We start from the raw sequence: 21609 nt of genomic DNA on the forward strand, positions 1-21609 counted from the left end.
TCCTTATATGAAGGTTTTCAAGGGAATCTTAGACTATTTTTTGTCCCATTTCAAAGGTAACTCCTACACTCCCAGGAAGACCATGCCTCTCATGCCTTGTCCTTCTTCACTTAAACTTTATGCGCCCGCAGGCCTTGGCCGAGAATTTCCAGGTCAAGCGTCCCAGCTCAGTAACAGGGTTCCTCAATTCCACGGGAATTTCACACCCGGGCTTGACAAGCGAATCGTGAGAGCACTACACTAAAGGTGCACCAGAGATACCCCAGGGAGTAACTTGGTGGAATCAGGTCAACCGATCAAACAACCGATCAAGCAATCGGTCAGTCAAAGGGTTAAATCGGGGTTTTGTTGAAAATAGTTCTCATTATAGATAGTCGTTACAGATAGTTATTATAGAACGTAGGTCGGAGGTTTATAGAAAATCATGATGACCATAGGTGACGCGGACAGGGCACCGGGCACGGTCCCTGAAAACGAGAACGAGCGGAAAATGGACGAACTCCGGGAAAGCCTGATCGCACGTTTGAAGCGGATCGAGGGCCAGGCCAGGGGCATACAGCGAATGATCGAAGAAAAAAGGAGCTGCGACGAGATCATCGTGCAGCTCGCGGCGATAAAGGCGGCCATTGACCAGGTGGCCGTCAATATTCTTGGCCACCATATGGCCGAGTGCATTGAGAAGAACCTCGCCCAGGGCCGGGATGTGCAGGATGCCATCGCGGAGTTTATGCCGATATTCCGCAAGCTCTCGTAGCCCGAGATCCCGTGAGCTCTCGCAGCCTGGGATTCCGCAGGCTCTCACAGCCTGGACCGGCACCGGCCGGAATCTACGTGACGCCACGCCGCGACTAAAGCCCGGTGGCTTGCGGCGGCTGAATTCGGTCAATCCCGCAGCACCATCGATCCCGCATCACCCGAGCGAGCAGGCTACTTACTTGCCACATGGTGCATATATGTATATGCTGCCATATGCATGCATATTGACATCAGCCTAGAACCTCTCATAATGCACCTTGTTCGCCTCATAGCGGGTCCTCGGCTCCTTCTTCTCGGCCGGCCAGCCGATGGGTATCACGCACAGGACCCGTCGATTCGCTGGGATACCGAGGGCGGACCTTATGTGCTCCTCATACCTCGTGGTCGGGTAGATTCCCACCCAGAGCGCACCGAGCCCCATTGCCGAGGCCTGGAGCAGTATATTCTCTGTCGCCGCGCTGGTGTCGGCGATCCAGTGCTTGGAGCTTTCACTGCCGCACACCACAATAACCACGGGGGCTGAAGCGGCCATGCTGGACCAGGTATGAGTCTCCGCTATCTTCTTCCTCAGGGCGGCATCCCTCACTACTATAAAGTCCCACGGCCTTGCATCGTTTCCTGACGGTGCAGCCATCGCAGCCTCAAGCAGCATCTGAACGAGCTCGGGGCTCACATCCTGACTGGTGTAGGACCTTATACTCCTTCGCTTCTTAATCTGCTCGAACATGGTTTTGGCATCAGGCGCTATCTCCATCTTACTCTTATACCTCCTCGATATAATTCATTATAATTCATTTGTGGACTGCGTCTGCAAGCACCTCGAGGGGAGGGTGCCAACTATTCACCTCCTACCCTCTCATGATCATTAATGCTCATAAGGAGGCCTCTCCCGCCGCCCCGCCACTCCGTGAGCTGGATGTTCCACAAACATTCTGAAGCAAACATTCTGAAGCATAGCTCCGCATTATGGCTCCACATCTTAACTCCGCATTATAGAATCCATATTATAGAATTAGAAACTATCCCCGGAAATTCCTGCCGCTGAGATGAAATTCCCGGACTACCTATGAGGCAAAATTCTCGGATCACCTGAAGGATATTTCATTTCCGTATAGAAAATACCCTGGACAAACAAAATAGACCTTGTGAATCAGCCTGTAAACTGGGGTTAAAGGGCCTCGTAGAAGAGTTATTCAGTCGCGGAGACTGAATAACCGCAAGGCTTCATTATCACAAGGATTTACCACCGTAAGGGCAAGGGCTTCAAGGCCCCAATAACTCAATAACTCAATAAAAGGTAAGGGGGTTAATCTAGTTTGAACAAGGCACCATATAAGATCGCGGTCATACCAGGGGATGGAACCGGTCCCGAGGTTATAAGGGAGGGGCTGAAGGTCCTGACGGCCGCAAGTGGGAAGTACAATTTCAAGTTCGAGACGGTGACGTTCGATTTCGGAGGGGACCGATACCTCCGGACGGGGGAGACGCTGCCGGACAGCGCTGTAGAGGAGCTTAAAGGGTTCGACGCCATCTATCTGGGTGCAATCGGTCACCCCGATGTGAAGCCGGGCATACTCGAGCGCGGCATCCTCCTCAGGCTCCGCTTCGCTCTTGACCAGTATATAAACCTTCGACCAGTTAAGCTTTATCCTGGCGTTGACACCCCGCTCAAGGATAAGGTCCCCGAGGATATAGATTTCGTGGTTGTGCGTGAGAATACCGAAGGGCTTTACGCCGGGGCGGGCGGGGTGCTCAAGAAGGGCACACCTGACGAGGTCGCCACCCAGGAGTCCATCAATACCCGCAAGGGTGTAGAGCGATGCATCAGGTTTGCCTTCGAGTATTGCCGCAAACGCAATTGCAGGAAGACGCTCACCCTGTGTGGCAAGACCAACGTGCTCACATACGCCTTCGATCTGTGGGAGCGCACGTTCCACGAGGTGGGAGCGGAATACCCTGATATCAAGCGTGATTACGCGCATGTGGATGCAATATGCATGTGGATGGTTAAGAACCCCGAGTGGTTCGACGTTATCGTCACCGATAACATGTTTGGGGATATAATCACCGACCTCGGTGCAATGATCCAGGGGGGAATGGGCATAGCAGCGGGCGGGAATATAAACCCCGAGGGGGTCTCCATGTTTGAGCCTATCGGAGGGTCGGCGCCCAAGTACACCGGCAAGAACATGATAAACCCGCTTGCGGCCATCTGCGCAGGCGCCATGCTCATTGAAACCCTGGGTGAGACCGAGGCTGCCCAAAAGGTCGAGAATTCCGTGGCCACTGTGTGCAGCCGCTATCTCAAGAGCCTTGCGGCCGGCAAGATGGGCTATACAACGACCGAGGTTGGCGACCTTGTTGTGAACAACCTCCCATAAACTCCCATAAGCGGATCTTCCGGGATCACCAGGGAAGCCTCCCGGGATCACCGTGTAGTTGAAACTTGAGACCATTCCCTCAAAAACTCATGTATGTGAAAGGAGGAGAAGCCGCGATTCCTCTCGCCCCACAAGGGGCGCAGGACCCTGCGCGGCGGCATCATGGCCCGAGTCTCTATCGAAAAGGTCCAGTATCAGGGGTGGCCCAACTGTTACAGAGTGTCCGACGGTGAGGTCGAGCTTATCGCGACGACCGATGTTGGGCCTCGAATCATCAGGTTTGGATTTGTGGGCGAATCAAATGAGTTCTGTGAGTTCGAGGAACAGATGGGGAAAACCGGCGGCGACGAATGGCGGATTTACGGTGGGCACAGGCTCTGGCATAGCCCTGAAAGCAGAGCCCGGAGTTATTACCCCGATAACCGGCCAATCGAGGTGGATGAGATCGATGGCGGTATAAGGTTGCGCCAGTATACCGAGCCTAGCACCGGCATAGCCAAGGTGATGGAGATCCGCCTGAATTCGAACTCGAACGCGGGTATCGCAGGGGCGGTCGGCCCTGGCGACGATGGAGCGGTAGTAACAGTCAGGCACACCATGACCAATAACGGCGTCTGGCCGGTGAATCTCGCGCTCTGGGCCCTGAGCGTGATGGCTCCGGGAGGCGTCGCCGTGGCTCCCCAGACGACCAGGGCCCATCCGGAGGGGCTCCTGCCCAACAGGTGGCTGGCGCTCTGGCCCTATACCGACCTGACGGACAAGCGACTCACGCTGGGCAGGAGGTTCGTGCTCCTGCGGCAGGATACATCGGCCACAGGGCCATGTAAGTTTGGCCTCTCCGTCACGGATGGCTGGGCGGCCTACGCAAACAGGGGCCATCTATTCCTCAAGCGTTTTGACTACTTCGAGGGCGCTACATACCCCGATGGCGGTGCATCTGTCGAGGTCTATACAAATGAGCGCATGCTCGAGCTCGAGACTTTGAGCCCGCTCTTTGAGCTCGAGCCGGGTGATATGGCGGAACATACCGAGACATGGAGGCTTTACCGGAATGTGGGGCTTCCCGGGGATAATAGCGCTGTTACCGAAGATATCGTCGAGGAGAGAATCCTTCCCCTGGTTTCAGCGTCGGGTCGCAAAAGCAGGTGCTGTTGCTGTTAAGTCAGTGTGCATCGTCATGCTGTCATGCTGCGGAGTTCAGCATGTTTTCCCGGAGTATGCTGTAGGGCGCAGCACATTTTTCAAAGACGTGCTGCAGTTGGTAGCATCGTACCCCTCTGATGCTGCAAACTGCAGCATATTTTTCGAAGACATGCAGGAAGCAGCACATTTCTTGAAAATGTGCTGCAACCGGTAGCGTCGTAGCATCAGATAGCACCGGAGAGTACTAGATAGCATCAGAACCAGACAGTACCAGACCCCCCTCGATGCTGACCCGATCTCGATGCTGACCCGGTTAATACTCGATCCCCTTTCTCGCCCCTACACCCTCTTCATAGGGGTGCTTCACGGCCACCATTTCCGTTACAAGATCGGCGGCTTCGACCACCTCACTAGGCATATCCCGGCCGGTCAGCACCAGCTCCACATGATCCGGCTTCTTCTCGATTAGTCGCAGGAGTTCTGCCAGGGTTATCATGCCTTTATTTACCGCATGGCTCACTTCATCAAGGATCACGATGTCATAATCGCCGTTCAAGAAGTCATCCGTGGCCCTCTGGAGTGCCCTACGGGCGAGCTCTTTTTCAACGTCTCCGGGTTCATCTTTCAGGATGAACCTTCCTGTCCCAAACTGTGTTATAGTGACACGTGGCTCCAGAGGCTCAATACCTCTCACCTCGCCTGTAATCCCGCGCCCCTTTATAAACTGGATGATATCAACCTTGAGCCCCCACCCTGCTGCCCGCAGGGCCAGCCCTAGGGCTGCTGTCGTCTTCCCCTTGCCCGCTCCTGTATAGACCTGGATAAGGCCTCGTTCCAGGCGCTTTTCAGAAGCCCCCCTTCCCCTCCCCCCGATGTCAGCAGGTTCAGATTCCCCCTGTGGCCCGCTTGCAGCTGGCCCGGCTGGTCGCATCCTGGTAGGTTTCATGGCTGCTTTGCCCCTCCCTGCTCTTCCCTTTTATTTTTTAAATCATATCATCAAAGCTTGCGGGTTTCAACCCTCTTGGGGTCTGAGGGCCGGAGAGTCAGGGGCCTGAGTGCTGGAAACCGAGGACCGGGGGTTGGAGGCCAGATAGGGTCAATGGAAGGAATCGAGCCGGTGCTCAGAGAATAATATAATATTCATTCAATTTAAAACGGATAAAACGGATCGGGGCTTCAAGATTAATTGGCGCTGCGACCCGCCACGCCAGCACCCACCCGCAATTCCGCCGGGAGACCTCAGTGGTGGACCCTATAATCAGTCTTGATTTTGAATCAGTTTTGAATCGGTATTAAGTCAGTATTGAGCCAGTATTGAAGCAGCGTTGAAACACTATTGAGCCTGAAGCAGAGCCTATGCAGGGGAGTGAATTAATGACTATGCCCGGAGGCGCGGAAGGAAGACGCATCTTTGACAGCGAACGCGCAACATTCTTCGATACACTGGCGCACACATGGGATGAAAGGGTTCCACCCCGCTACGAGTGTTCTGTACGTAGGGTGATGAAGGCTGCCAGAATCGACCAGGACAGCGTCATCCTGGATGTCGGGACCGGGACCGGGCGCCTGATCCCATACGTACTGGACTGCGGGCCAAAGCAGGTCATCGCCTGCGACATCTCAGCGGAGATGCTTCGTTGCGTGCGCAGGAGATTCCAGCATAACGCGATGGTATCTACCCTCCTGGCAGACGCCCGCGACCTGCCCCTGGGCGATCGAAGCATAGATGTAATAATATGCCACGAAGTATATCCCCACTTCGCGGAGAAGACGGCAGCGGTAAGGGAGCTCTTCAGAGTGGCGCGCCCCGGCGGGAGGTTTATCATAAGCCACTTTGGCGGGCGGGACTTCGTAAACCGCGTTCACCTCGGAGTGAGTTACCCGCTGATAAGGAAGGATATTCTCCCACCGGTCAACGATGTGGCTGCGGTGCTTCGCATAGCGGGATTTACAGTAGAAGAGGCCCTGGACGAGGATGATCTCTACCTGATAGCGACTGTAAAGCCGATTTGATCTATGTGATCCGCGCCTTATGCCCGGCCTTATGCCCGGCTTTTTATTACTGTCAGCCTCACACCCATGACTTCAGCCGTGACTAAAGCCGACACTAATCAATCGGTTGCCCTGGCTCCGGCCGGGGTAAACTAAAAACACAGCCAGATGAAGAGCTAAAGGCAACAGGTTGAGCATAGAACGGGGGTTTACAGGACAGGTATGGTCAAAAGAAAGGTGAATGTGAATGATACGGACAGGGATACGACCAGGGACGGGGGTGAGAATAGGGACAGAGATAGGGCGACCCGGGCAGTTCAAGCCGCCATCGAGGCCGATGAGGGAATGCGTCCCTATGGGATCAAGGTGGAGGCCCGCGGTGATGACAAGGTGCGAATCTGGGGGGTCGTGGATACCCTCTCGGAAAAGAACCGGGCCGGGGATATAGCTCGAAGCATCCCGGGCATATCTGAGGTGGAGAATGACCTCGCGATCTCCACGGATGGAGAGATCAGCGACTCCGAGGTGGCTTTTGAAGCGCGGGAGGAGCTGGCCGCGGAGCCAGGGGTGGACCTGCGGGGTGTCGGAGTCCAATCTGGGGGTGGGACGGTTATCCTGAAGGGCGAGGTGGAAAGCGAGGGCGAGCGGGAGGCCGCTATGCGGGCAGTATCAAAGGCGCGCGGGGCGAGGATGGTTGTAAGCCAGTTAAAAGACAAAGGGACCGGGCCCAATAGGGGGAATAACGGGGCATAGACTCAGGTATTCGGTTTCGGTCTATCTGGCCGCGAGTCCATGTGCAGGGAGTCCCTGTATGCCCGGGAAGGAGATTTCAATCTGAGCGGAAGGATTTCAGCGCGATCCGTCGAATTATCTTGTCAAATCAAAAGTCAATATCCAAAATAGGTGCCGCGCAGCTGTGCTGTATTGGAGCACGCTTCATGGTCGTCCAGCGCCTGCGCGGAGAATAGGGAATCAGGTGCGAATCCTGAGCAGTCCCGCTACTGTAATCGGCGAGCAGCCTTGCTCGATGCCACGAAGCCACTGGGAGGAAATCCTGGGAAGGCGCAAGGCGGTGGTGATAAACCAGGGCCCAAACGGCCCAGCGATGACCCGGGAGCCAGGAGACCTGCCTATTTGGAGGCACACACCCTTCGCGAGAAAGGGGGGAGCTCACTGGACGATGGTAAAGTCCCAAGCTCGTAGAGATACCAGCCTGGGGCTTATTTTTATGCACGAACTTGCTTCTGAATATAAGTGATCAAAATCTACGAATCGAGATGTTGTAGGAGATCGAGATATATGAGATTATTGAGGAGGTTTTCTAAATGGAGGCAAGAAAGGATTTGAAAACCAGGGGCAATGATTTGCAGGGCTCCGTGGTGCTCAAGAAGATGATCAGGGTAGCCATATTCATTGCATTGAGCGCGATCGGGGGGTTCATCAAGATACCGAGCCCCACCGGCACCGTAGCTCTTGATTCTATGCCAGGCTACCTCGGCGCCCTCATTTGCGGTGGCAAGGAGGGCGCCATAATAGCCGCCCTAGGCCATATCTTCAGCGCAGCAACCGTCGGCTTCCCGATGACGCTCCCTCTTCATTTATTTGTGGCGATCCAGATGGCGGCATATGCCGCGGTCTTCGGCTACGTGGCAAAGCGCATCAATAGCATCGCAGCCGTGGTAATCGGCATACTCCTCAACGGAGTCATTGCGCCGGCGCTCTTCATCCCCCTACCGGGGTTTGGCACAGCATTTTTTGCTGGAATGCTCCTGCCCCTGATTCTTGGTTCCGCGATCAATGTCATCATAGCGGCCATACTATTCGGTGCGCTCAAGGGCGCCAGGGTGATAAGTTAGTCGAAATGCGATAAGCTGACCAACGCTAGCTGGTCGAGATAAGCTGGCTGAGATAACAGCACGGCAGACAACAAGTCGATGGGGCAGATAACAAGTCCTTGAGCGACCGGGCTCGGGTGGAGGGTCGCAGAGTTATGATAAAATCGGTTGAGAAGTGCAGGGATGTAACCATAATCAAGATGCGGGATGGGTCCACACTCGTGATCGCCTGCGATTCGCTCGGCGGGATCGGCCCAAAGGCGGGTGATGCTGTTAAGGTTCCGGGATATGTAGTGGGCCGCTTCACGGCCCGGGTCCCTCTGATGGAAGTCATGGCTACAGGGGCGACCCCGGTCCTCCTTGTGGATACGCTATCCGTGGAGATGGACCCCCTGGGCCTGGAGATTCTGCGCGGAATCCGTGATGAAGTGGCCGCGGCCGGCCTGGAAGGGGCGCTCGAGATTACGGGCAGCACGGAGGAGAACATCGCCACGGTCCAAACGGCGCTCGGGGTGACCGTAATTGGCTCCGCCCCAAACGCCGGAGAATTGAGGATCGGGACATCCAAGCCCCGCGATGTTGTTGTATGTATAGGCATGCCCAAGGTCGGCTGCGAGGTGAGATTGGGCGACCCGGAGCTGGCCGACCCCGGGCTCATCAGGCAGCTCTTGCAGCTTGACTACATCCATGACATCCTGCCGGTGGGGTCGCGGGGTATTGAGTATGAGGCAAATGTCATGGCCGGGACGGCGGGGCTTGGGTTTCGCCTTCTGGGTCGCCTTCTAGGTCGCGCCCCTGCCCCCGCTATGGGGCACCCCCAACCTATAGATTTGAAGAAGTCCGCAGGCCCGGCGACATGCCTGCTCGTATCCATGCCATGGGAACCATGCGAGAACGAACTATGCAGGAATCTCGCCCGCCTCCGGCAGGCTGTATCCAGGCCCGTAACCCCCCTTGGCTTTCTCATCGTGAGTGAGATGAAATCTCATCCCCGGGCATGAGGTTTTTACAGACTTCGGGCGATTGAACGCCCGCCTGCCCCGGGTTAAGATGGAATCAAAACAAACACCGGCATAAAAAGCATTGGTGTAAAGAGCGAGGAGGGGGATATTATGAAAACTCTTTTTCTCCTGGTCCTGGCCGCCATCATGGCAACGCTCCCGGGGTGTTCGGGGTCCCTGTCAGGCACGCCCCCATCCAGGGCGGGCACGGGGTCTGTAAAGGTGGCAATAGCCCTGCCGCAGCCAGCCTCATCAAGCCGGCAGGTGCTCGCATCAGAGGTGGAGGTCAGCCTCGTAAACGGGTCGACGGTGCTCACGCAAAGGAGCCCAATCGTAAATGGCGTGGCGGAAGCGTCATTCCCGCAGGTTACGGTGGGCGAGTGGACAGTGATGGTCGCGCTTAGGGACGAGGCTGGAGACGCTATTTACATGGGAACAGGCAGGGTAGCTGTATTTAAGGACCTGCAGGCTATGGCAAATATAGTGTTAAAGCCGGGCATGGGGAAACTCGATCTCTATATTGACATAAGTGGTATACCAAACCAGGAATCGATCATCAAGGCTAGGCTCTATAAGGATTCGACGAACCTGAGGAGCCAGGTGGATATACCGAGAGAGCCAGGCTCGACCGTAATACACGACCTGATCGAGAATATCGTCCCGAAGACTTATGATATGATGCTGAAGTTCTACCCCACCGAAGGTAATTTGCTATATGAGAGCCTGTGGATACCGGTAGAGATACGCCCCGGCAAAACCACCGTTGTACACTGGAATTTCCCGTCGGGCAGCGTGAATATAACGACGGCCCTGGATGCGGCCCCGCCCGCCCCAACCGGGCTCACGGCCGGGCGAACGCAGGATGGGGTGCAGCTCTCCTGGCAGGCCGTGGAGACGAGCGAGGGTGATCTCGCGGGCTATGTAATCTATAAAAAGGAACTGCCCGCCGGGCGCTATGAGATAACCGGAACGACAGGCGCAGAGACCGCGTTCCTGGACCCCGAGGTGGAGAGCGGGGCGAGCTATCAATATGCCGTTACCGCCCTTGATCTCGGGGGGAATGAAAGCCCCCGGAGCAATGAGGTCACAACAGGGAGTATATGAGCAAGTATATGAGCGTTAACCCCGGGCAACGCTGGGAGACCCCGGGGCAAGGTGGGGCTCCCTCCCACCTTGTCCGCGGGGTTATCGTCGCGCCCTGAGGCATTGGCCCTGAGGCGTTGCTGCCTAACTCTTAACCTCAACCCCGCCCATAAGCGTCCTGCAACGAATCCGGAGCCTCCGCCGCGAGCCCTCAGCGGCCCCGCCAGCATACCTGGCTATCCTGCTCGCGATTATGCCGCCGCCTTCCTCGCCGAAGAAATTCACGCCACCGAGGATGGCCGTCCCCTCGCACTCAACCTGGAGATCCGGCGGCACCTTAACGTCAACCCCGCCCATTATGGCCGTGAGATCCAGGACGGTCTCTTTCTCGGGAATGTCGGCCACAGTCAGGTCCAGGTCCACCCCTCCCATGATGGCGATGAAGCTACCATCCTGCAGCTTCCACTCCTTATTCTTGAACTCGACCCCGCTCATCACGGCCCAGTGAACGCCCCCGGAGCCCGCCGACGTCGTCGCCCTCAGGAGGCTCCACCCCACCAGGATCAAAATGACCGGCCACAGCACCCTCCAGACGATCGAGAGGTTTAACTGGTAGAGGCCTATATTCCGGCCCAAAATCACAAGGCCTATTATCAGGAGGATCCAGCCGGTGGGGTTGCTGCCCGAGGACCTCCCTCCACTGCGATCATCCTCTCCTCCCGACCAGGTGGATCCGCGGGTCAGGGCGTCTATGCCCCAGATTATCAAGAGAACGGGCCAATAAGTGGAAAATAACTCGCCCATATCTATGCTTGTGATCCCGAGGTTGTTCAAGAGCCAGATGACTCCCACTGCAACAATCAGAAGACCAAACAAAACCGAGCCCCTGCGAGACGAGCTCACATGAGACGCCTCCCTTCCCTTTCTATAATTTTCGCTATTTTGCTTATACCAATCTAACCCAAGAACCAGGTCAGACTAATCCAGGTCAAATTAATCTAAGAATCTATTCTCAGAGAGTCTATTCAAAGCGTATTGAGCCTTCGCTCACTCCCATCTCCAGAATTTGACCGCCAGGATCAAGGTCGCCACGGCCCAGCTACCCAGCACCAGGAGGTCGGTGGAGACGCTGAACGCGGGCGGGGCTCCAACCATGACCTGGCGCAAGAGGTCGCCGAGATACGTTAGGGGCATAGCGTTGATAACCGGTTTAAGGAAAGAGGGCATGATATCGATTGGAAAGAAGATGCCCGAGAGAAACATCATAGGGAACTGGACCACCTGGATTATCCCCTGGCCGCTCTCCTCAGTCCTCGCAAACGACACCAGCATGTACCCCATGCTCACGAAGGTTACAGCCCCGAGCAGCACAATCCCGAACACCGCGAGCCAGTTGCCAACTATATTCACGTCAAATGCAAAGTGCCCGATGACTATTATAGCACAGGTTTGAACCAATGCCATGATTATCCTGACAAGAACCTCCGCAGCCAGGAGGAGGCCTCGCGGGAGGGGCGTTGCCCCGAGGCTCTTGAGGATTTTCTGCTCCCTCAGGCTTACCGCTCTCAGAGAGCCGAAGAGGCCAAGCTGCATTATGGCCATTGCGAGGATGCCGGGGAGGAGATAGTCGATATCCTTGAGCCTGGCGTGCTGGACGGGTTCGGTAACAACATTAAATAACCTCGGCGCGCTGGTTATACCGCGCTCGATCTCATCCAGGACCTGGCGCACAACAGGAAGGAGAATGTGGCTCGCCAGCTGCTGGGTCTTGTCGTAATAGACGAGAATGTCCACATCCTCGCCACTGGTCGCCGCCCCTGCCAGCGCTGTGGCTGGCACATCCGGGATCTTGATTACCACGCTCCTGTTGCCCTTCTTCAATGCCCCCAACTCGTCTTCCTCCGTGCCGGTGTGAACCTTGAATGCAGGGACAGCCTTGAGTCCGGCGGTTATGGCCTGCGAGAGGGGACCGCCGGAATTAGAGACGATGCCGACATCATACGAAGGAGTGCCGCCACCAGAAAAGATCATGCCGAAAAGGAATATGAAGAGGACGGGAAACGCCAGGAACCAGAAAAGGCTCATCTTGTCCCGCACTATGTCCTTGGCGTTTGCCATAACAAGCTGCCAGAATGTTCTCATTCGCGTATCCTCCTGCCGGTAAGCTTCAAGAATACATCCTCCAGGGTTGCACGTCTCACCACAACATCGTCTATGGAAATGCCGCCGCCCCGGACGAGCTCCATGAGCGCCGCGATAGTGCGGGTAACATCCCTTGTATATAGTGTTGCCCTCTCCCCATCAAACTGCGCGCGGCTCACCCCGGGTAACGCTTCAAGTTTCCCACGGTCGTTTGATATGGAATTGGAGAACTCTACTGCCTGTTCCTGGAAGTGCTGGGAAATGAGTTGCGACGGCGAACCGAGCGCTATGACCTTCCCGTGATCCACCACCGCCACTGTATCGCAGAGCCTCTCCGCCTCATCCATGTAGTGCGTGGTGAGGAAAACCGTCTTCCCGCGGGCCTTCATGCTGCGTATTACGTCCCAGAGGCCCCGCCTCGCCTGCGGGTCGAGCCCGGTCGTAGGTTCATCGAGGAAAATCAGGTCCGCATCGTTTACCATGGCAAGAGCTACTGCAAGCCGCTGCGCCTGCCCGCCTGACAGGGATTTGACAATGGTCTTAGCCTTCGCCGTAAGACCGACCTGCTCAATGATTTCGTCCACCGGCAGGGGGTTTTGATAGAAACTCGCGAACAACCCCACAACTTCCCGCACCGTGAGCCTGGGATAAAGCCCGTGGGACTGCAGCTGGACCCCTATCCTCGACTTTATCTCCCTGCCCCGTCTGGCAGGATCATACCCGAGCACCGAGACATCGCCGGAGTCGCGACCCCTCAGGCCTATAAGTATTTCAACAGTCGTGGTCTTGCCGGCTCCATTCGGCCCGAGCATTCCGAAAATCTGGGCGGATTCGACTTCAAGGTCGAGGCCATCCACGGCCCTGACATTCCCGTATGACTTTCGCAAACCAGATACGACAATGGCATCCAAATTCCTCAATCCCTTCACAGGCCCGCACCCGGGCCCTTTATATATGCTTATATACAATTCTAATTATACATTATACCAACACCTCGTCGCAAAACTCTGTTTCCACCGTGTAAACAAAAGGTAAACATAATATGTCAGTCCAGTCATCCCGAGACAGGCGCGGCATGTTATCCCATGGCAAGCAACCAGACAATTGACGCGGGACTTGAGAATGGCTAGAATTCTTCTTGGGGGTATTGGAGGGCAACTGAGCCGAGAGCAAGGGATGGTGGAGCTGAGCTTCCGTGAACCTATTCTTCTGTGAACCTATGGGTGCTATGGGCGGCCCAAAGCGATAACACGCGGAGGCCTCAAAGGGTAAGAGGATTTGAATCGAATGCAATTGGATACATCACCAGAGCGTGAGGATAAAAAGGTCTCAGGACACGAGATAAAGGCGTCAAGATATCATCGATATCAAGAAAAGATATCAAGATATGAAGCGCCATATTATGCGAGAACTGAGCCGGAAGCTGTGCCGGTTGTTTTGACCATTGCCGGCTCTGATAGCGGCGGAGGAGCAGGGATCGAGGCGGATATCAAAACCTTCACGTCCCTAGGCGTGTTCGGCACCGTTGCCCTGACTGCCGTGACCGCGCAGAATACTGCTGGCGTGCCCGGGGTTTATGTTCTGGATCCCGGCTTTGTTGTGGCGCAGGTGGATGCAGTCGCTACCGACTTCACGCTAAGGGCGGCCAAGACGGGCATGCTGGCCAACAGCGCTATCATAGAGGCTGTGGCGGGCGCTGTAAAGCGGCACGCCATACCCAATCTGGTGGTCGACCCGGTGATGGCCAGCAAGAGCCGCGTGCCGCTGATGGAGAAAGAGGCAAGGAGGGCGCTTGTCAACCTTCTCCTGCCGTTGGCGGCTGTGGCTACCCCCAACATCCCCGAGGCTGAGGCGATCCTGGATATGAGCATCACCACCCCGGACGAGGCGAAGCTCGCCGCCCGGAGGCTGAGAGACCTTGGACCAGAGTGGGTCGTGGTGAAGGGGGGGCATCTGACGGCCCAACCCGGGTATGCTGTGGATATTGCCTTTAATGGCGAGGAATTCATCGAGTTATCCGCCAGGAGGTATGAGACTGTGAATACCCATGGCACGGGCTGCACGTTTTCCTCGGCCATAGCAGCCTACCTAGCCCTCGGCCTGGAGATGCAAGAGGCGCTATGCTCGGCCAAGGACTATATAACCTGGGCCATCGCCAACTCGTTATCCCTTGGTCACGGCTGCGGCCCAGTCAACCACTTCTATTTCCGGAGGCCCTAAGCAGGATGCAGCACATCCAGCCCGCCTGGAGGGAGGTGACCGGGGGCTTGATCCGGGATACCGAATAGCTTATAATAAAATAGTCTAACCATGGTTAGACTAATAGTGGGTAGATTAACTTGAGGTGATATAATGTTTTATGACCGCAGGAGAGAGCTTGATATTCTCGATAGACTCTACCAGTCCGAGAAAAGCGAGTGTTTCGTCCTATACGGCCGCCGTCGTGTCGGCAAAACTGAACTTATCAAGAACTTCATCCGGGGAAAGAAACACATTTACTTTATGGCGGACCTTCGCCTGGAACAGGACCTCCTAAGATCTTTCTCGGAACAGATCATTACCTCGGTCGGACAGTCTCAACTCGAAGGCGTAACCTTCCCCAGCTGGGATTCGGCATTTAGTTTTCTGGCACAGACAGCAAGGCAGGAAAGATATGTCGTAGTTCTCGACGAATTTCAATACCTCGCGATGGTAAACCCTGCATTCCCATCAATACTACAACGGCTCTGGGATGAAAAGCTGCAATTTACTAAGATTCTTCTGATTCTCTGCGGGTCCTATGTCAGCTTCATAGAAGAGCATGTTCTCGGGGCCAAAAGTCCGCTTTACGGGCGACGGACGGCTCAATTGCTACTTCAGCCAGTAGGTTTTCCGGATTTATCGGAGTTTTTCCCATCATACACTCCAACAACACTTGTTGAGGTATATGCCGTGCTCGGGGGTATGCCAGGTTATCTGCGACAGTTTGACCCCTCACGAGACCTCCAACAGAATATCCTGGACAATGTCCTTAGCAAGGAGGCATTTCTTTATAATGAAGTCAGATTCACACTGATGCAGGAGTTACGTGATGTCAGGGTTTACTTCTCCATTTTGAAAGCGATAGCCCATGGGAAGACGAAACTCAATGAAATCTACCTGGATTCTGGGTTGAGCGATAGAAATGTAATAAGCCGCTATATCGCCACGCTAGTCGGGCTTGGAGTAATAAGAAGGGAATTCCCTGTCACAGAAAAACACCCAGAGAAGAGTCGTAAAGGTATATACCGAATATCTGACTATTTTATAAGGTTCTGGTTCAGGTTTGTCCTACCCAATCTCAGCCTCCTGGAGGAGGGTTGCCCGGAACTGGTATTGCAACGAAAGATTATTCCTGAATTCGCCACTTTCGTCGGCCCTGTCTTTGAAGATGTCTGTAGAGAGGTGTTGATGAGGGCAAACATCCTGGGGAGGCTTCCCTTCGTATTCGATCGCATCGGCAGGTGGTGGGACTCCAGGGAGGAAGTTGATATCGTTGCTATAGGCCCTAATGTAGTTATCTTTGGCGAATGTAAGTGGAGGCAGAATGAGAGGGTGGGCACAGCTAATCTCGCCGAGCTCAAACGAAAGGCGGCGCACATCCGCCAGGCTTCCCATGGGAGTTGGTCAAAAGAGTATTATGTCCTTTTCTCACGCAATGGGTTCACGAGCGATCTAAGACATCAGGCGAAGGATGATAAGACAGTCCTACTATTTTCGCAGGATGAGCTATCTGATCTTGCGGCAGTCTCTTCATGAAGAAGGTTGGCCTTATTGTGTTTGCCGATGCCATTTGTCGAGTCGATATTGAATACTTGATACCAAATGTTAAATGGTGGAGGCGCCGGGAGTCGAACCCGGGTCCGAAGAGGCAGCTTAAGCGGCTTCTACGAGCGTAGCGTGGGATTTGGCTTTCGCCCCGGAGGCGCCCTCACGCCAGCTCCCCACGCGGGCTATCTCGATAGTCTTAGCCCATCCCTCCGAGAATTGGGACGAGAGCATCCTGGTTTATATGACGCCCGCACCGGTCTCCCAGGCCAAGCCCGGATTGGACGGCCGCTTTAATTAAGCAGCGTAAGCTAGATTATCGTTGGCACTTATCGTGCTTTCCACCGTTTAACGAGCTGGTGGAATCTCGGCTCGCTACCCCTCTCGCCACAGCTCCCCGTCGAAACCGTAACGCCCCCACAAAATCATACAAAAGCATAGGAACCGGGTTCAACCTTTGAGCCTCTCCTTCAAAGCCCGCTCAGCCTCGCGCCTCAAATCGCGCTTCGCTATATCCTCGCGGCGGTCATACAGCTTCTTGCCCTTTGCGAGGGCGACCTCCACCTTGGCGAGCCCGCGTTTGAGATACATCCTGAGAGGGATCAATGTATAACCACGCTCCTGAGTCTTGCCCAGGAGCCGCCTGATCTCATCCTTGTGGAGGAGCAGCTTCCTGACCCTCAAAGGCTCATGGTTGAACCTGTTCCCGTAATCATACGGGCTTATATGCATATTATACACCAAAACCTCGCCGTTTTCCACACGAGCGAAGCTGTCTTTCAGGTTGACCCTCCCCTGGCGCACGGACTGGATCTCCGTCCCGGTGAGCGCGATGCCCGCTTCGTATGTTTCATCAATAGCGTAATCATGATATGCCTTACGATTGGTTGCAACGACTTTTTCCTTCTCATCGGGCACCAGCCATCACCGCTCCCCGGCGGGGGCCCGCCGGACGCACTCTAGCATTCTCCAGTGCGCCCTAGAATGCGCTCTGGCGATCTTGCGACCCGTCCCGCGTTACCTCACCCGCCGCCTGCAGATTTATTATACCCACCCGGCCCTGAAGTGTCAACTCGTCGCAGCGCAGGACTGGCACAGGCTGGTCCTGGCAATGAACACTACGCAGGGCGCGGAGCCGGGGCCGGGCGGGTCTCACCTTTTCCGCGTCTATGTCATCTATAACCCGAGCTCGCCCGTTATCCCCCGCATAGCCTCGAGTCCGATGCCTATAAACTCCTCGAGATCGAGCCCAAGCTCTGAGCAAGACCGGATCTGGTCGCGATCTGCGCCGCGCGCGAAAGATGGCTCCTTGAACCGGTGCATTATGAATGGGACGTCGATCAACGCGAGCTTCTTTGAAGGATGGATGAGTGCGGCCGCGACAATCAGGCCTGTGAGTGGGTCGACGGCGTAGAGCGCCTTATCGAGCCTGCTCACCCTGGGCAGGCCATGATGTTCATTATGCACCTTCACTGCGTGAACTATATCGCCGTCGACTTTTAGCGATTCGAGCATCTCGGCGCCCACAAGGCTGTGTCGGGCGGGCGCGCCCGCAGTCTGCTCGTAATCGACATCATGGAGGAGCCCAGTCAGACCCCAGGTTGACTCGTCCTCGCCAAGTCTGGCGGCAAGAGCCTTCATTATAGCCTCGGTAGCGAGCATGTGCTTTATCAGGTTTTTGTTCTTGACGTATTTCCCAACTATGTCCAGCGCCTCAGAGCGTTCCACTTTAGGTACATACCTCCCATCTGACTGATTCTACCAAATCTTGACGCCCGGCTGGTGTGTGAAACGTAATGAAAGAGATTCTCCGCGCGCTCCCAAACTCCTTTCCCTCGAATCCGAAACCTGGAGACGAATATGCGCCGGTGACCATCGCCAAGTGTATACCTGCCATTAGCATCTGATGACATATTGTCTTGACAGACGCTCGGGCCCGTGCTAGAGTATATCATGGAAGGGCTTCCAAGTCTTTTATATTACTCTGCACATTGAGATTCATCTACCCTGAAAATAATCTTACAGAGGTCATTTTCATTCTCTGGTGGTGCCGCTTATGCGGCATGGGGGGTCTACCCCGAAAATAAATATTACCCCAGCTAAAGCCGTTTTCATTCTCTGATGGTGCCGCCTGGGCGTGGGCGGCATGTGGGTCTATCCACCAAGATTTGAAATTCACGATATTTCTTTCACAACGGGGGGATCCCCTTGGCAACCATATACGATATCGCAGATCGAGCCGGCGTTGGCGTCGGAACTGTATCAAGGGTGCTGAACAACAACCCACACGTCAAACCCGAGACCAGGGACAGGGTTATAAAGGCCATGGAGGAGCTCGGGTACTATCCCGCGGCGATGGCGCGGGGTCTGGCGCGACAAAGGAGCGACATAATCGGCGTGATCGTGCCGTTTTTCACGCGCCCCTTTTTCGTCGAAGTGCTCAGGGGCATCCAGGATGCGGCCCTGGAACACGGCAAAGACATTCTGCTATATAGTGTGTTACAGCGCGGCCAAAAAAATATATACTTCGAACGGATTCCCAGGGAAAGAAAGGTAGACGGCGCGGTAATCGTCACGCTTCGCATACATGACGAATACGTTGAAAATTTCACGCGGCGGGCAATGCCACTCGTGCTGGTCGATACGGAGAATGCCGCGGCCGACTCCCTGGTCGTCGACAACGTGCACGGTGCACAAACCGCGGTGCGGCATCTCTTAGGTCTAGGGCATCGTCGCATTGGCTTCGTAAATGGCCTCTTACGCTATCGGGCCAGCCAGGAGAGGCTGAAGGGCTACCAGGAGGGTCTCCACAGCGCGGCGATTACATATGACCCGGTCCTGGTGGTCGAGGCCGAATATGACCGCGAGTCCGGGCGCGCAGCGATGGCCAAGCTCTGGGAGCGGCTCTGGGAGCGGCGGTGGAGGCAACGCGCCGCGGGCCCCCCAACAGCCATCTTTGCGGCAAGCGATGTCCAGGCCATCGGGGTGATCGAATTCCTCCAAAGCAAAGGTGTCCGGGTCCCTCAGGACATGGCCGTGGTTGGCTACGACGATATCGAGCTCTCCAGATACCTTGGCATCACCACCGTACACCAGCCGATGTATGAGATGGGCCGGCGGGCGATGGATATACTCGTGAGCCGCCTGGATGAGCGCAGGAACCCAAGGTTCCTGCTGCCTTCCCTCTCGCCGGGGCGCCCAGCGCCGGAGCGGACCGTATTCACACCAGAGCTTGTGGTGCGCTATTCCTGCGGAAGCCGCCCTGCGCCAGATGGTGAACCCCGCCACATCCATCTGTTTTCAACGTCTGAGATGAATGGCCACTGAAATGAATAAAGAATATGGCAACCACCGACAAGAAAGGGTAAGAAAGGAGTAAGAGAGCAATGAAGCTCGGGTTTTTAACAGCATGTCTCCCCGGCGTGCCCCTGGAGGACCTGGTGAGGTGGGCGGCCAGCCATGGTTTCGAAGCCCTGGAGGTCGCCGCCTGGCCCATCGACAACGCGCGGGATTACGCGGGCAGCTCCGTCGACGTGGCCAACCTGCCCCCCGGGGGAGGCGAGAGGATTAAACGCCTCTTCGCAGAGAATAACCTCACCATCTCATCCCTAGCCTACTACGACAATAACCTCCACCGCGACCCCGAGGTGCGCGCGCGCTTCCATTCACACCTGAAACGGGTCATCGACGCCGCGAGCATGCTCGGTGTCGACCTGGTCGGCACGTTTGTCGGACGAGACATCGACCGGACTGTCGAGGAAAACCTCGAGGAGTATGAAAAGGTCTTCAGAGAACTCGTTTCCTACGCCGAGGGCAAGGGAGTCCGGCTCATGTTCGAGAATTGCCCCATGGAAGGCTGGCAGAAACCAGGCGTGCCTGGAAACCTCGCTTACTCGCCTGAGCTGTGGCGCGAGCTATTCCGCCTGATGCCCAGGGGCAGCGTCGGGTTGAATCTAGACCCGTCTCACCTGCACTGGCTCGGCATCGATTACCACGCCGTCATCCCCGAGTTTAGGGAATACATCTTTCACACCCATGCAAAGGATACTGAAATCCTGGAGGACGGCATGAACCAGTATGGCATCTACGGGCGGCAGCTTGGCCCCCACATCCACGGCGGGGGCTGGTGGCGCTATCGCATGCCCGGGCTCGGCGAGGTAGACTGGAGGGACTTCGTGGCTACGCTTGTGGAGAACGGGTTCGATGGAACACTGAGCATCGAGCATGAGGACCCCATCTACAGCGGGACGGAGGAGAAGGTAAAGAAGGGCCTTGTGCTTGCGCAGCGCCACCTGGCGCCCCTGATCATTTAGCACATCGGCCGGAGGTTACATACTAACTCGGACGAAAGGAGCCTTGGATGATTTATGGATAGGATTCGGGTCGGGGTCATCGGCACCAGCGGCATCGCCATGGGCGTGCACCTGCCGGCCTATGCCGAGCTCCCCGGCGTAGAGATCATCGCGGTATGCGACATCGATGAGAATAGCCTGCAGCGGGCGGCCCGCCAGTATAATGTGCCATACGCCTTCACGGATTATCGCGAAATGCTCGAGTTAAAGGACCTCGACGCGGTAACCGTGGCGACGCCCAATTACCTCCACGCCCCCATAACCATCGCGGCCTTGAATGCCGGCAAACACGTCCTGTGCGAGAAGCCCCTGGCCACAAACGCCACTGAGGCCCAGGCAATGGCGGACGCTGCCGAGCAGGCCAACAGGATCCTCATGGTGGGGGTCAACAACCGTTTCAGGGATGAAAGCCTCAAACTCAAGCGAGTGATCGATTCGGGAGGGCTCGGGCGCATCTATGCGGGGCGAACCGGCTGGGTCAGGCGGAGGGGCGTCCCATACTGGGGAGCATGGTTCATGGAGAAGGCCAAAGCTGGAGGCGGCCCCCTTATCGACTTGGGCGTCCACATGCTCGACCTCGCATGGTGGCTCATGGGCAAACCGGAGCCTGTATCAGTCGTAGGGGCTACATATCATGAGATCGAGAACTACCACATCGTCGAGTGGGATACGGGAGACCCCGTGCTATCGGGGACGTCAGCCGCCCGGGCGCAGGAGCGAAAGACATACGATGTGGAGGATGCCGCCTTTGCCTTTATACGGTTTTCTAACAACGCAACCCTCTCACTGGCCGTGACATGGGCCTTGAATACGAACAAGGAACACTATTATTGTGACCTCTATGGCAACAAGGCCGGCGCGAGCCTGTGGCCCCTGACCGTCTATGGCGAGCAGGATGGGGCCCTGACTGATACGCACATAAGGGTGGATGAGAAGGTGAAATCCCACAAAGCTGAGGTCGCGCATTTCATCGACTGCATAAGGCACGGCAGGATGCCGATATGCCCCGCATCCGATGGCGTCGCTGTGATGCGCATGTTGGATGCCCTTTATGAATCGGCGGCGACCGGCCGTGAGGTCCGACTAAAGGATGTCATGTAAGTGTAAATCCCGAAGGTTATCGCCACTTTTCCAGGGG

The 21609-nt window shown here is 55.8% G+C and carries 21 protein-coding genes, 1 other RNA gene and 1 riboswitch; of the genes, 13 read left to right on the forward strand and 9 right to left on the reverse strand.

The genetic code is table 11. The annotated features are described in order from the left end of the window. Window positions 1-490 precede the first annotated feature (490 nt). A complete protein-coding gene (locus HPY71_10605) occupies window positions 491-754 on the forward strand; it encodes a metal-sensitive transcriptional regulator (protein ID NPV53960.1) in 264 nt (87 codons plus the stop codon). A gap of 237 nt (window positions 755-991) precedes the next feature. On the opposite strand, the gene HPY71_10610 is transcribed toward HPY71_10605, so the two are convergent. Next, a complete protein-coding gene (locus HPY71_10610; protein NPV53961.1) occupies window positions 992-1483 on the reverse strand; it encodes a nitroreductase family protein in 492 nt (163 codons plus the stop codon). A gap of 589 nt (window positions 1484-2072) precedes the next feature. Between HPY71_10610 and HPY71_10615 the strand changes: the two genes are divergently transcribed. Together HPY71_10615 and HPY71_10620 are read left to right on the forward strand one after the other, a co-directional pair. After that, entirely contained in the window at window positions 2073-3137 is a 1065-nt protein-coding gene (locus HPY71_10615) for a 3-isopropylmalate dehydrogenase (protein ID NPV53962.1), read from the forward strand. A gap of 162 nt (window positions 3138-3299) precedes the next feature. After that, a complete protein-coding gene (locus tag HPY71_10620; protein ID NPV53963.1) occupies window positions 3300-4298 on the forward strand; it encodes a hypothetical protein in 999 nt (332 codons plus the stop codon). A gap of 295 nt (window positions 4299-4593) precedes the next feature. Here the strand turns inward: HPY71_10620 and cobO are convergent, their stop codons facing one another. Then, window positions 4594-5211 (reverse strand): cob(I)yrinic acid a,c-diamide adenosyltransferase, encoded by a 618-nt coding sequence (gene cobO / locus HPY71_10625; GenBank protein NPV53964.1) that lies wholly within the window; start codon window positions 5209-5211, stop codon window positions 4594-4596. Window positions 5212-5636: 425 nt separating this feature from the next. Between cobO and HPY71_10630 the strand changes: the two genes are divergently transcribed. From HPY71_10630 to HPY71_10650, 5 genes are all read left to right on the forward strand, one after another. Beyond that, window positions 5637-6293 carry a methyltransferase domain-containing protein gene (locus HPY71_10630; GenBank protein ID NPV53965.1) on the forward strand — a complete coding sequence of 219 codons (657 nt, stop codon included), beginning with the start codon at window positions 5637-5639 and terminating at the stop codon, window positions 6291-6293. Between the two features lie 201 nt (window positions 6294-6494). Continuing rightward, window positions 6495-7025: a BON domain-containing protein gene (locus HPY71_10635; GenBank protein ID NPV53966.1), complete on the forward strand. Its 531-nt coding sequence runs from the start codon at window positions 6495-6497 to the stop codon at window positions 7023-7025. A 169-nt stretch (window positions 7026-7194) separates the two neighbouring features. Beyond that, window positions 7195-7421: riboswitch (cobalamin riboswitch) on the forward strand. Between the two features lie 242 nt (window positions 7422-7663). Next, window positions 7664-8128 carry an ECF transporter S component gene (locus HPY71_10640; protein NPV53967.1) on the forward strand — a complete coding sequence of 155 codons (465 nt, stop codon included), beginning with the start codon at window positions 7664-7666 and terminating at the stop codon, window positions 8126-8128. 134 nt (window positions 8129-8262) lie between these two features. After that, entirely contained in the window at window positions 8263-9108 is an 846-nt protein-coding gene (locus HPY71_10645; GenBank protein NPV53968.1) for a hypothetical protein, read from the forward strand. 111 nt (window positions 9109-9219) lie between these two features. Beyond that, complete coding sequence (locus HPY71_10650; protein ID NPV53969.1) at window positions 9220-10212, forward strand: fibronectin type III domain-containing protein; 993 nt, start codon at window positions 9220-9222, stop codon at window positions 10210-10212. Between the two features lie 123 nt (window positions 10213-10335). On the opposite strand, the gene HPY71_10655 is transcribed toward HPY71_10650, so the two are convergent. The 3 genes from HPY71_10655 to HPY71_10665 form a co-directional block, all read right to left on the reverse strand. After that, window positions 10336-11094 carry a cell wall-active antibiotics response protein gene (locus HPY71_10655; protein NPV53970.1) on the reverse strand — a complete coding sequence of 253 codons (759 nt, stop codon included), beginning with the start codon at window positions 11092-11094 and terminating at the stop codon, window positions 10336-10338. Window positions 11095-11238: 144 nt separating this feature from the next. Continuing rightward, on the reverse strand, window positions 11239-12333 hold the full coding sequence (locus tag HPY71_10660; GenBank protein ID NPV53971.1) for an ABC transporter permease: 1095 nt from the start codon (window positions 12331-12333) through the stop codon (window positions 11239-11241). After that, a complete protein-coding gene (locus HPY71_10665) occupies window positions 12330-13244 on the reverse strand; it encodes an ABC transporter ATP-binding protein (protein NPV53972.1) in 915 nt (304 codons plus the stop codon). Before HPY71_10665 ends, HPY71_10660 begins: the two co-directional genes overlap by 4 nt. A 376-nt stretch (window positions 13245-13620) precedes the next feature. Between HPY71_10665 and thiD the strand changes: the two genes are divergently transcribed. Then, window positions 13621-14553: a bifunctional hydroxymethylpyrimidine kinase/phosphomethylpyrimidine kinase gene (gene thiD, locus HPY71_10670; protein NPV53973.1), complete on the forward strand. Its 933-nt coding sequence runs from the start codon at window positions 13621-13623 to the stop codon at window positions 14551-14553. 132 nt (window positions 14554-14685) lie between these two features. Beyond that, window positions 14686-16110: an ATP-binding protein gene (locus HPY71_10675; protein ID NPV53974.1), complete on the forward strand. Its 1425-nt coding sequence runs from the start codon at window positions 14686-14688 to the stop codon at window positions 16108-16110. 74 nt (window positions 16111-16184) lie between these two features. On the opposite strand, the gene ssrA is transcribed toward HPY71_10675, so the two are convergent. The 4 genes from ssrA to HPY71_10695 form a co-directional block, all read right to left on the reverse strand. Continuing rightward, window positions 16185-16538, reverse strand: a transfer-messenger RNA (tmRNA) gene (ssrA, locus tag HPY71_10680). 31 nt (window positions 16539-16569) lie between these two features. Continuing rightward, window positions 16570-17037 carry an SsrA-binding protein SmpB gene (gene smpB / locus HPY71_10685; protein ID NPV53975.1) on the reverse strand — a complete coding sequence of 156 codons (468 nt, stop codon included), beginning with the start codon at window positions 17035-17037 and terminating at the stop codon, window positions 16570-16572. A gap of 61 nt (window positions 17038-17098) precedes the next feature. Next, window positions 17099-17275 carry a hypothetical protein gene (locus tag HPY71_10690; GenBank protein ID NPV53976.1) on the reverse strand — a complete coding sequence of 59 codons (177 nt, stop codon included), beginning with the start codon at window positions 17273-17275 and terminating at the stop codon, window positions 17099-17101. A 20-nt stretch (window positions 17276-17295) separates the two neighbouring features. Continuing rightward, complete coding sequence (locus tag HPY71_10695; protein NPV53977.1) at window positions 17296-17847, reverse strand: HDIG domain-containing protein; 552 nt, start codon at window positions 17845-17847, stop codon at window positions 17296-17298. Between the two features lie 480 nt (window positions 17848-18327). On the opposite strand from HPY71_10695, the gene HPY71_10700 reads away from it, so the two are divergent. From HPY71_10700 to HPY71_10710, 3 genes are read left to right on the forward strand one after another with little or no spacing between them, the layout of a single operon-like run. Further along, window positions 18328-19446: a LacI family DNA-binding transcriptional regulator gene (locus HPY71_10700; GenBank protein NPV53978.1), complete on the forward strand. Its 1119-nt coding sequence runs from the start codon at window positions 18328-18330 to the stop codon at window positions 19444-19446. Window positions 19447-19505: 59 nt separating this feature from the next. Beyond that, window positions 19506-20432, forward strand: coding sequence for a sugar phosphate isomerase/epimerase (locus HPY71_10705; GenBank protein NPV53979.1), 927 nt, complete (start codon window positions 19506-19508; stop codon window positions 20430-20432). A gap of 54 nt (window positions 20433-20486) precedes the next feature. Beyond that, window positions 20487-21572: a Gfo/Idh/MocA family oxidoreductase gene (locus HPY71_10710; GenBank protein ID NPV53980.1), complete on the forward strand. Its 1086-nt coding sequence runs from the start codon at window positions 20487-20489 to the stop codon at window positions 21570-21572. Window positions 21573-21609 lie beyond the last annotated feature (37 nt).

The sequence above is a fragment of the Bacillota bacterium genome (assembly GCA_013178125.1).
Taxonomy (GTDB): Bacteria; Bacillota; SHA-98; order Ch115; family JABLXJ01; genus JABLXL01.

Coding starts and splice junctions, on each gene's coding strand:
- HPY71_10640 (NPV53967.1), top strand. CDS start 7,664: ATGATCAGGGTAGCCATATTCATTGCATTGAGCGCGATCGGGGGGTTC.
- HPY71_10620 (NPV53963.1), top strand. CDS start 3,300: ATGGCCCGAGTCTCTATCGAAAAGGTCCAGTATCAGGGGTGGCCCAAC.
- thiD (NPV53973.1), top strand. CDS start 13,621: ATGCAATTGGATACATCACCAGAGCGTGAGGATAAAAAGGTCTCAGGA.
- HPY71_10605 (NPV53960.1), top strand. CDS start 491: ATGGACGAACTCCGGGAAAGCCTGATCGCACGTTTGAAGCGGATCGAG.
- HPY71_10635 (NPV53966.1), top strand. CDS start 6,495: ATGGTCAAAAGAAAGGTGAATGTGAATGATACGGACAGGGATACGACC.
- HPY71_10650 (NPV53969.1), top strand. CDS start 9,220: ATGAAAACTCTTTTTCTCCTGGTCCTGGCCGCCATCATGGCAACGCTC.
- HPY71_10630 (NPV53965.1), top strand. CDS start 5,637: ATGCAGGGGAGTGAATTAATGACTATGCCCGGAGGCGCGGAAGGAAGA.
- HPY71_10645 (NPV53968.1), top strand. CDS start 8,263: ATGATAAAATCGGTTGAGAAGTGCAGGGATGTAACCATAATCAAGATG.
- HPY71_10660 (NPV53971.1), bottom strand. CDS start 12,333: ATGAGAACATTCTGGCAGCTTGTTATGGCAAACGCCAAGGACATAGTG.
- HPY71_10610 (NPV53961.1), bottom strand. CDS start 1,483: ATGTTCGAGCAGATTAAGAAGCGAAGGAGTATAAGGTCCTACACCAGT.
- HPY71_10705 (NPV53979.1), top strand. CDS start 19,506: ATGAAGCTCGGGTTTTTAACAGCATGTCTCCCCGGCGTGCCCCTGGAG.
- HPY71_10675 (NPV53974.1), top strand. CDS start 14,686: ATGTTTTATGACCGCAGGAGAGAGCTTGATATTCTCGATAGACTCTAC.
- HPY71_10710 (NPV53980.1), top strand. CDS start 20,487: ATGGATAGGATTCGGGTCGGGGTCATCGGCACCAGCGGCATCGCCATG.
- cobO (NPV53964.1), bottom strand. CDS start 5,211: ATGCGACCAGCCGGGCCAGCTGCAAGCGGGCCACAGGGGGAATCTGAA.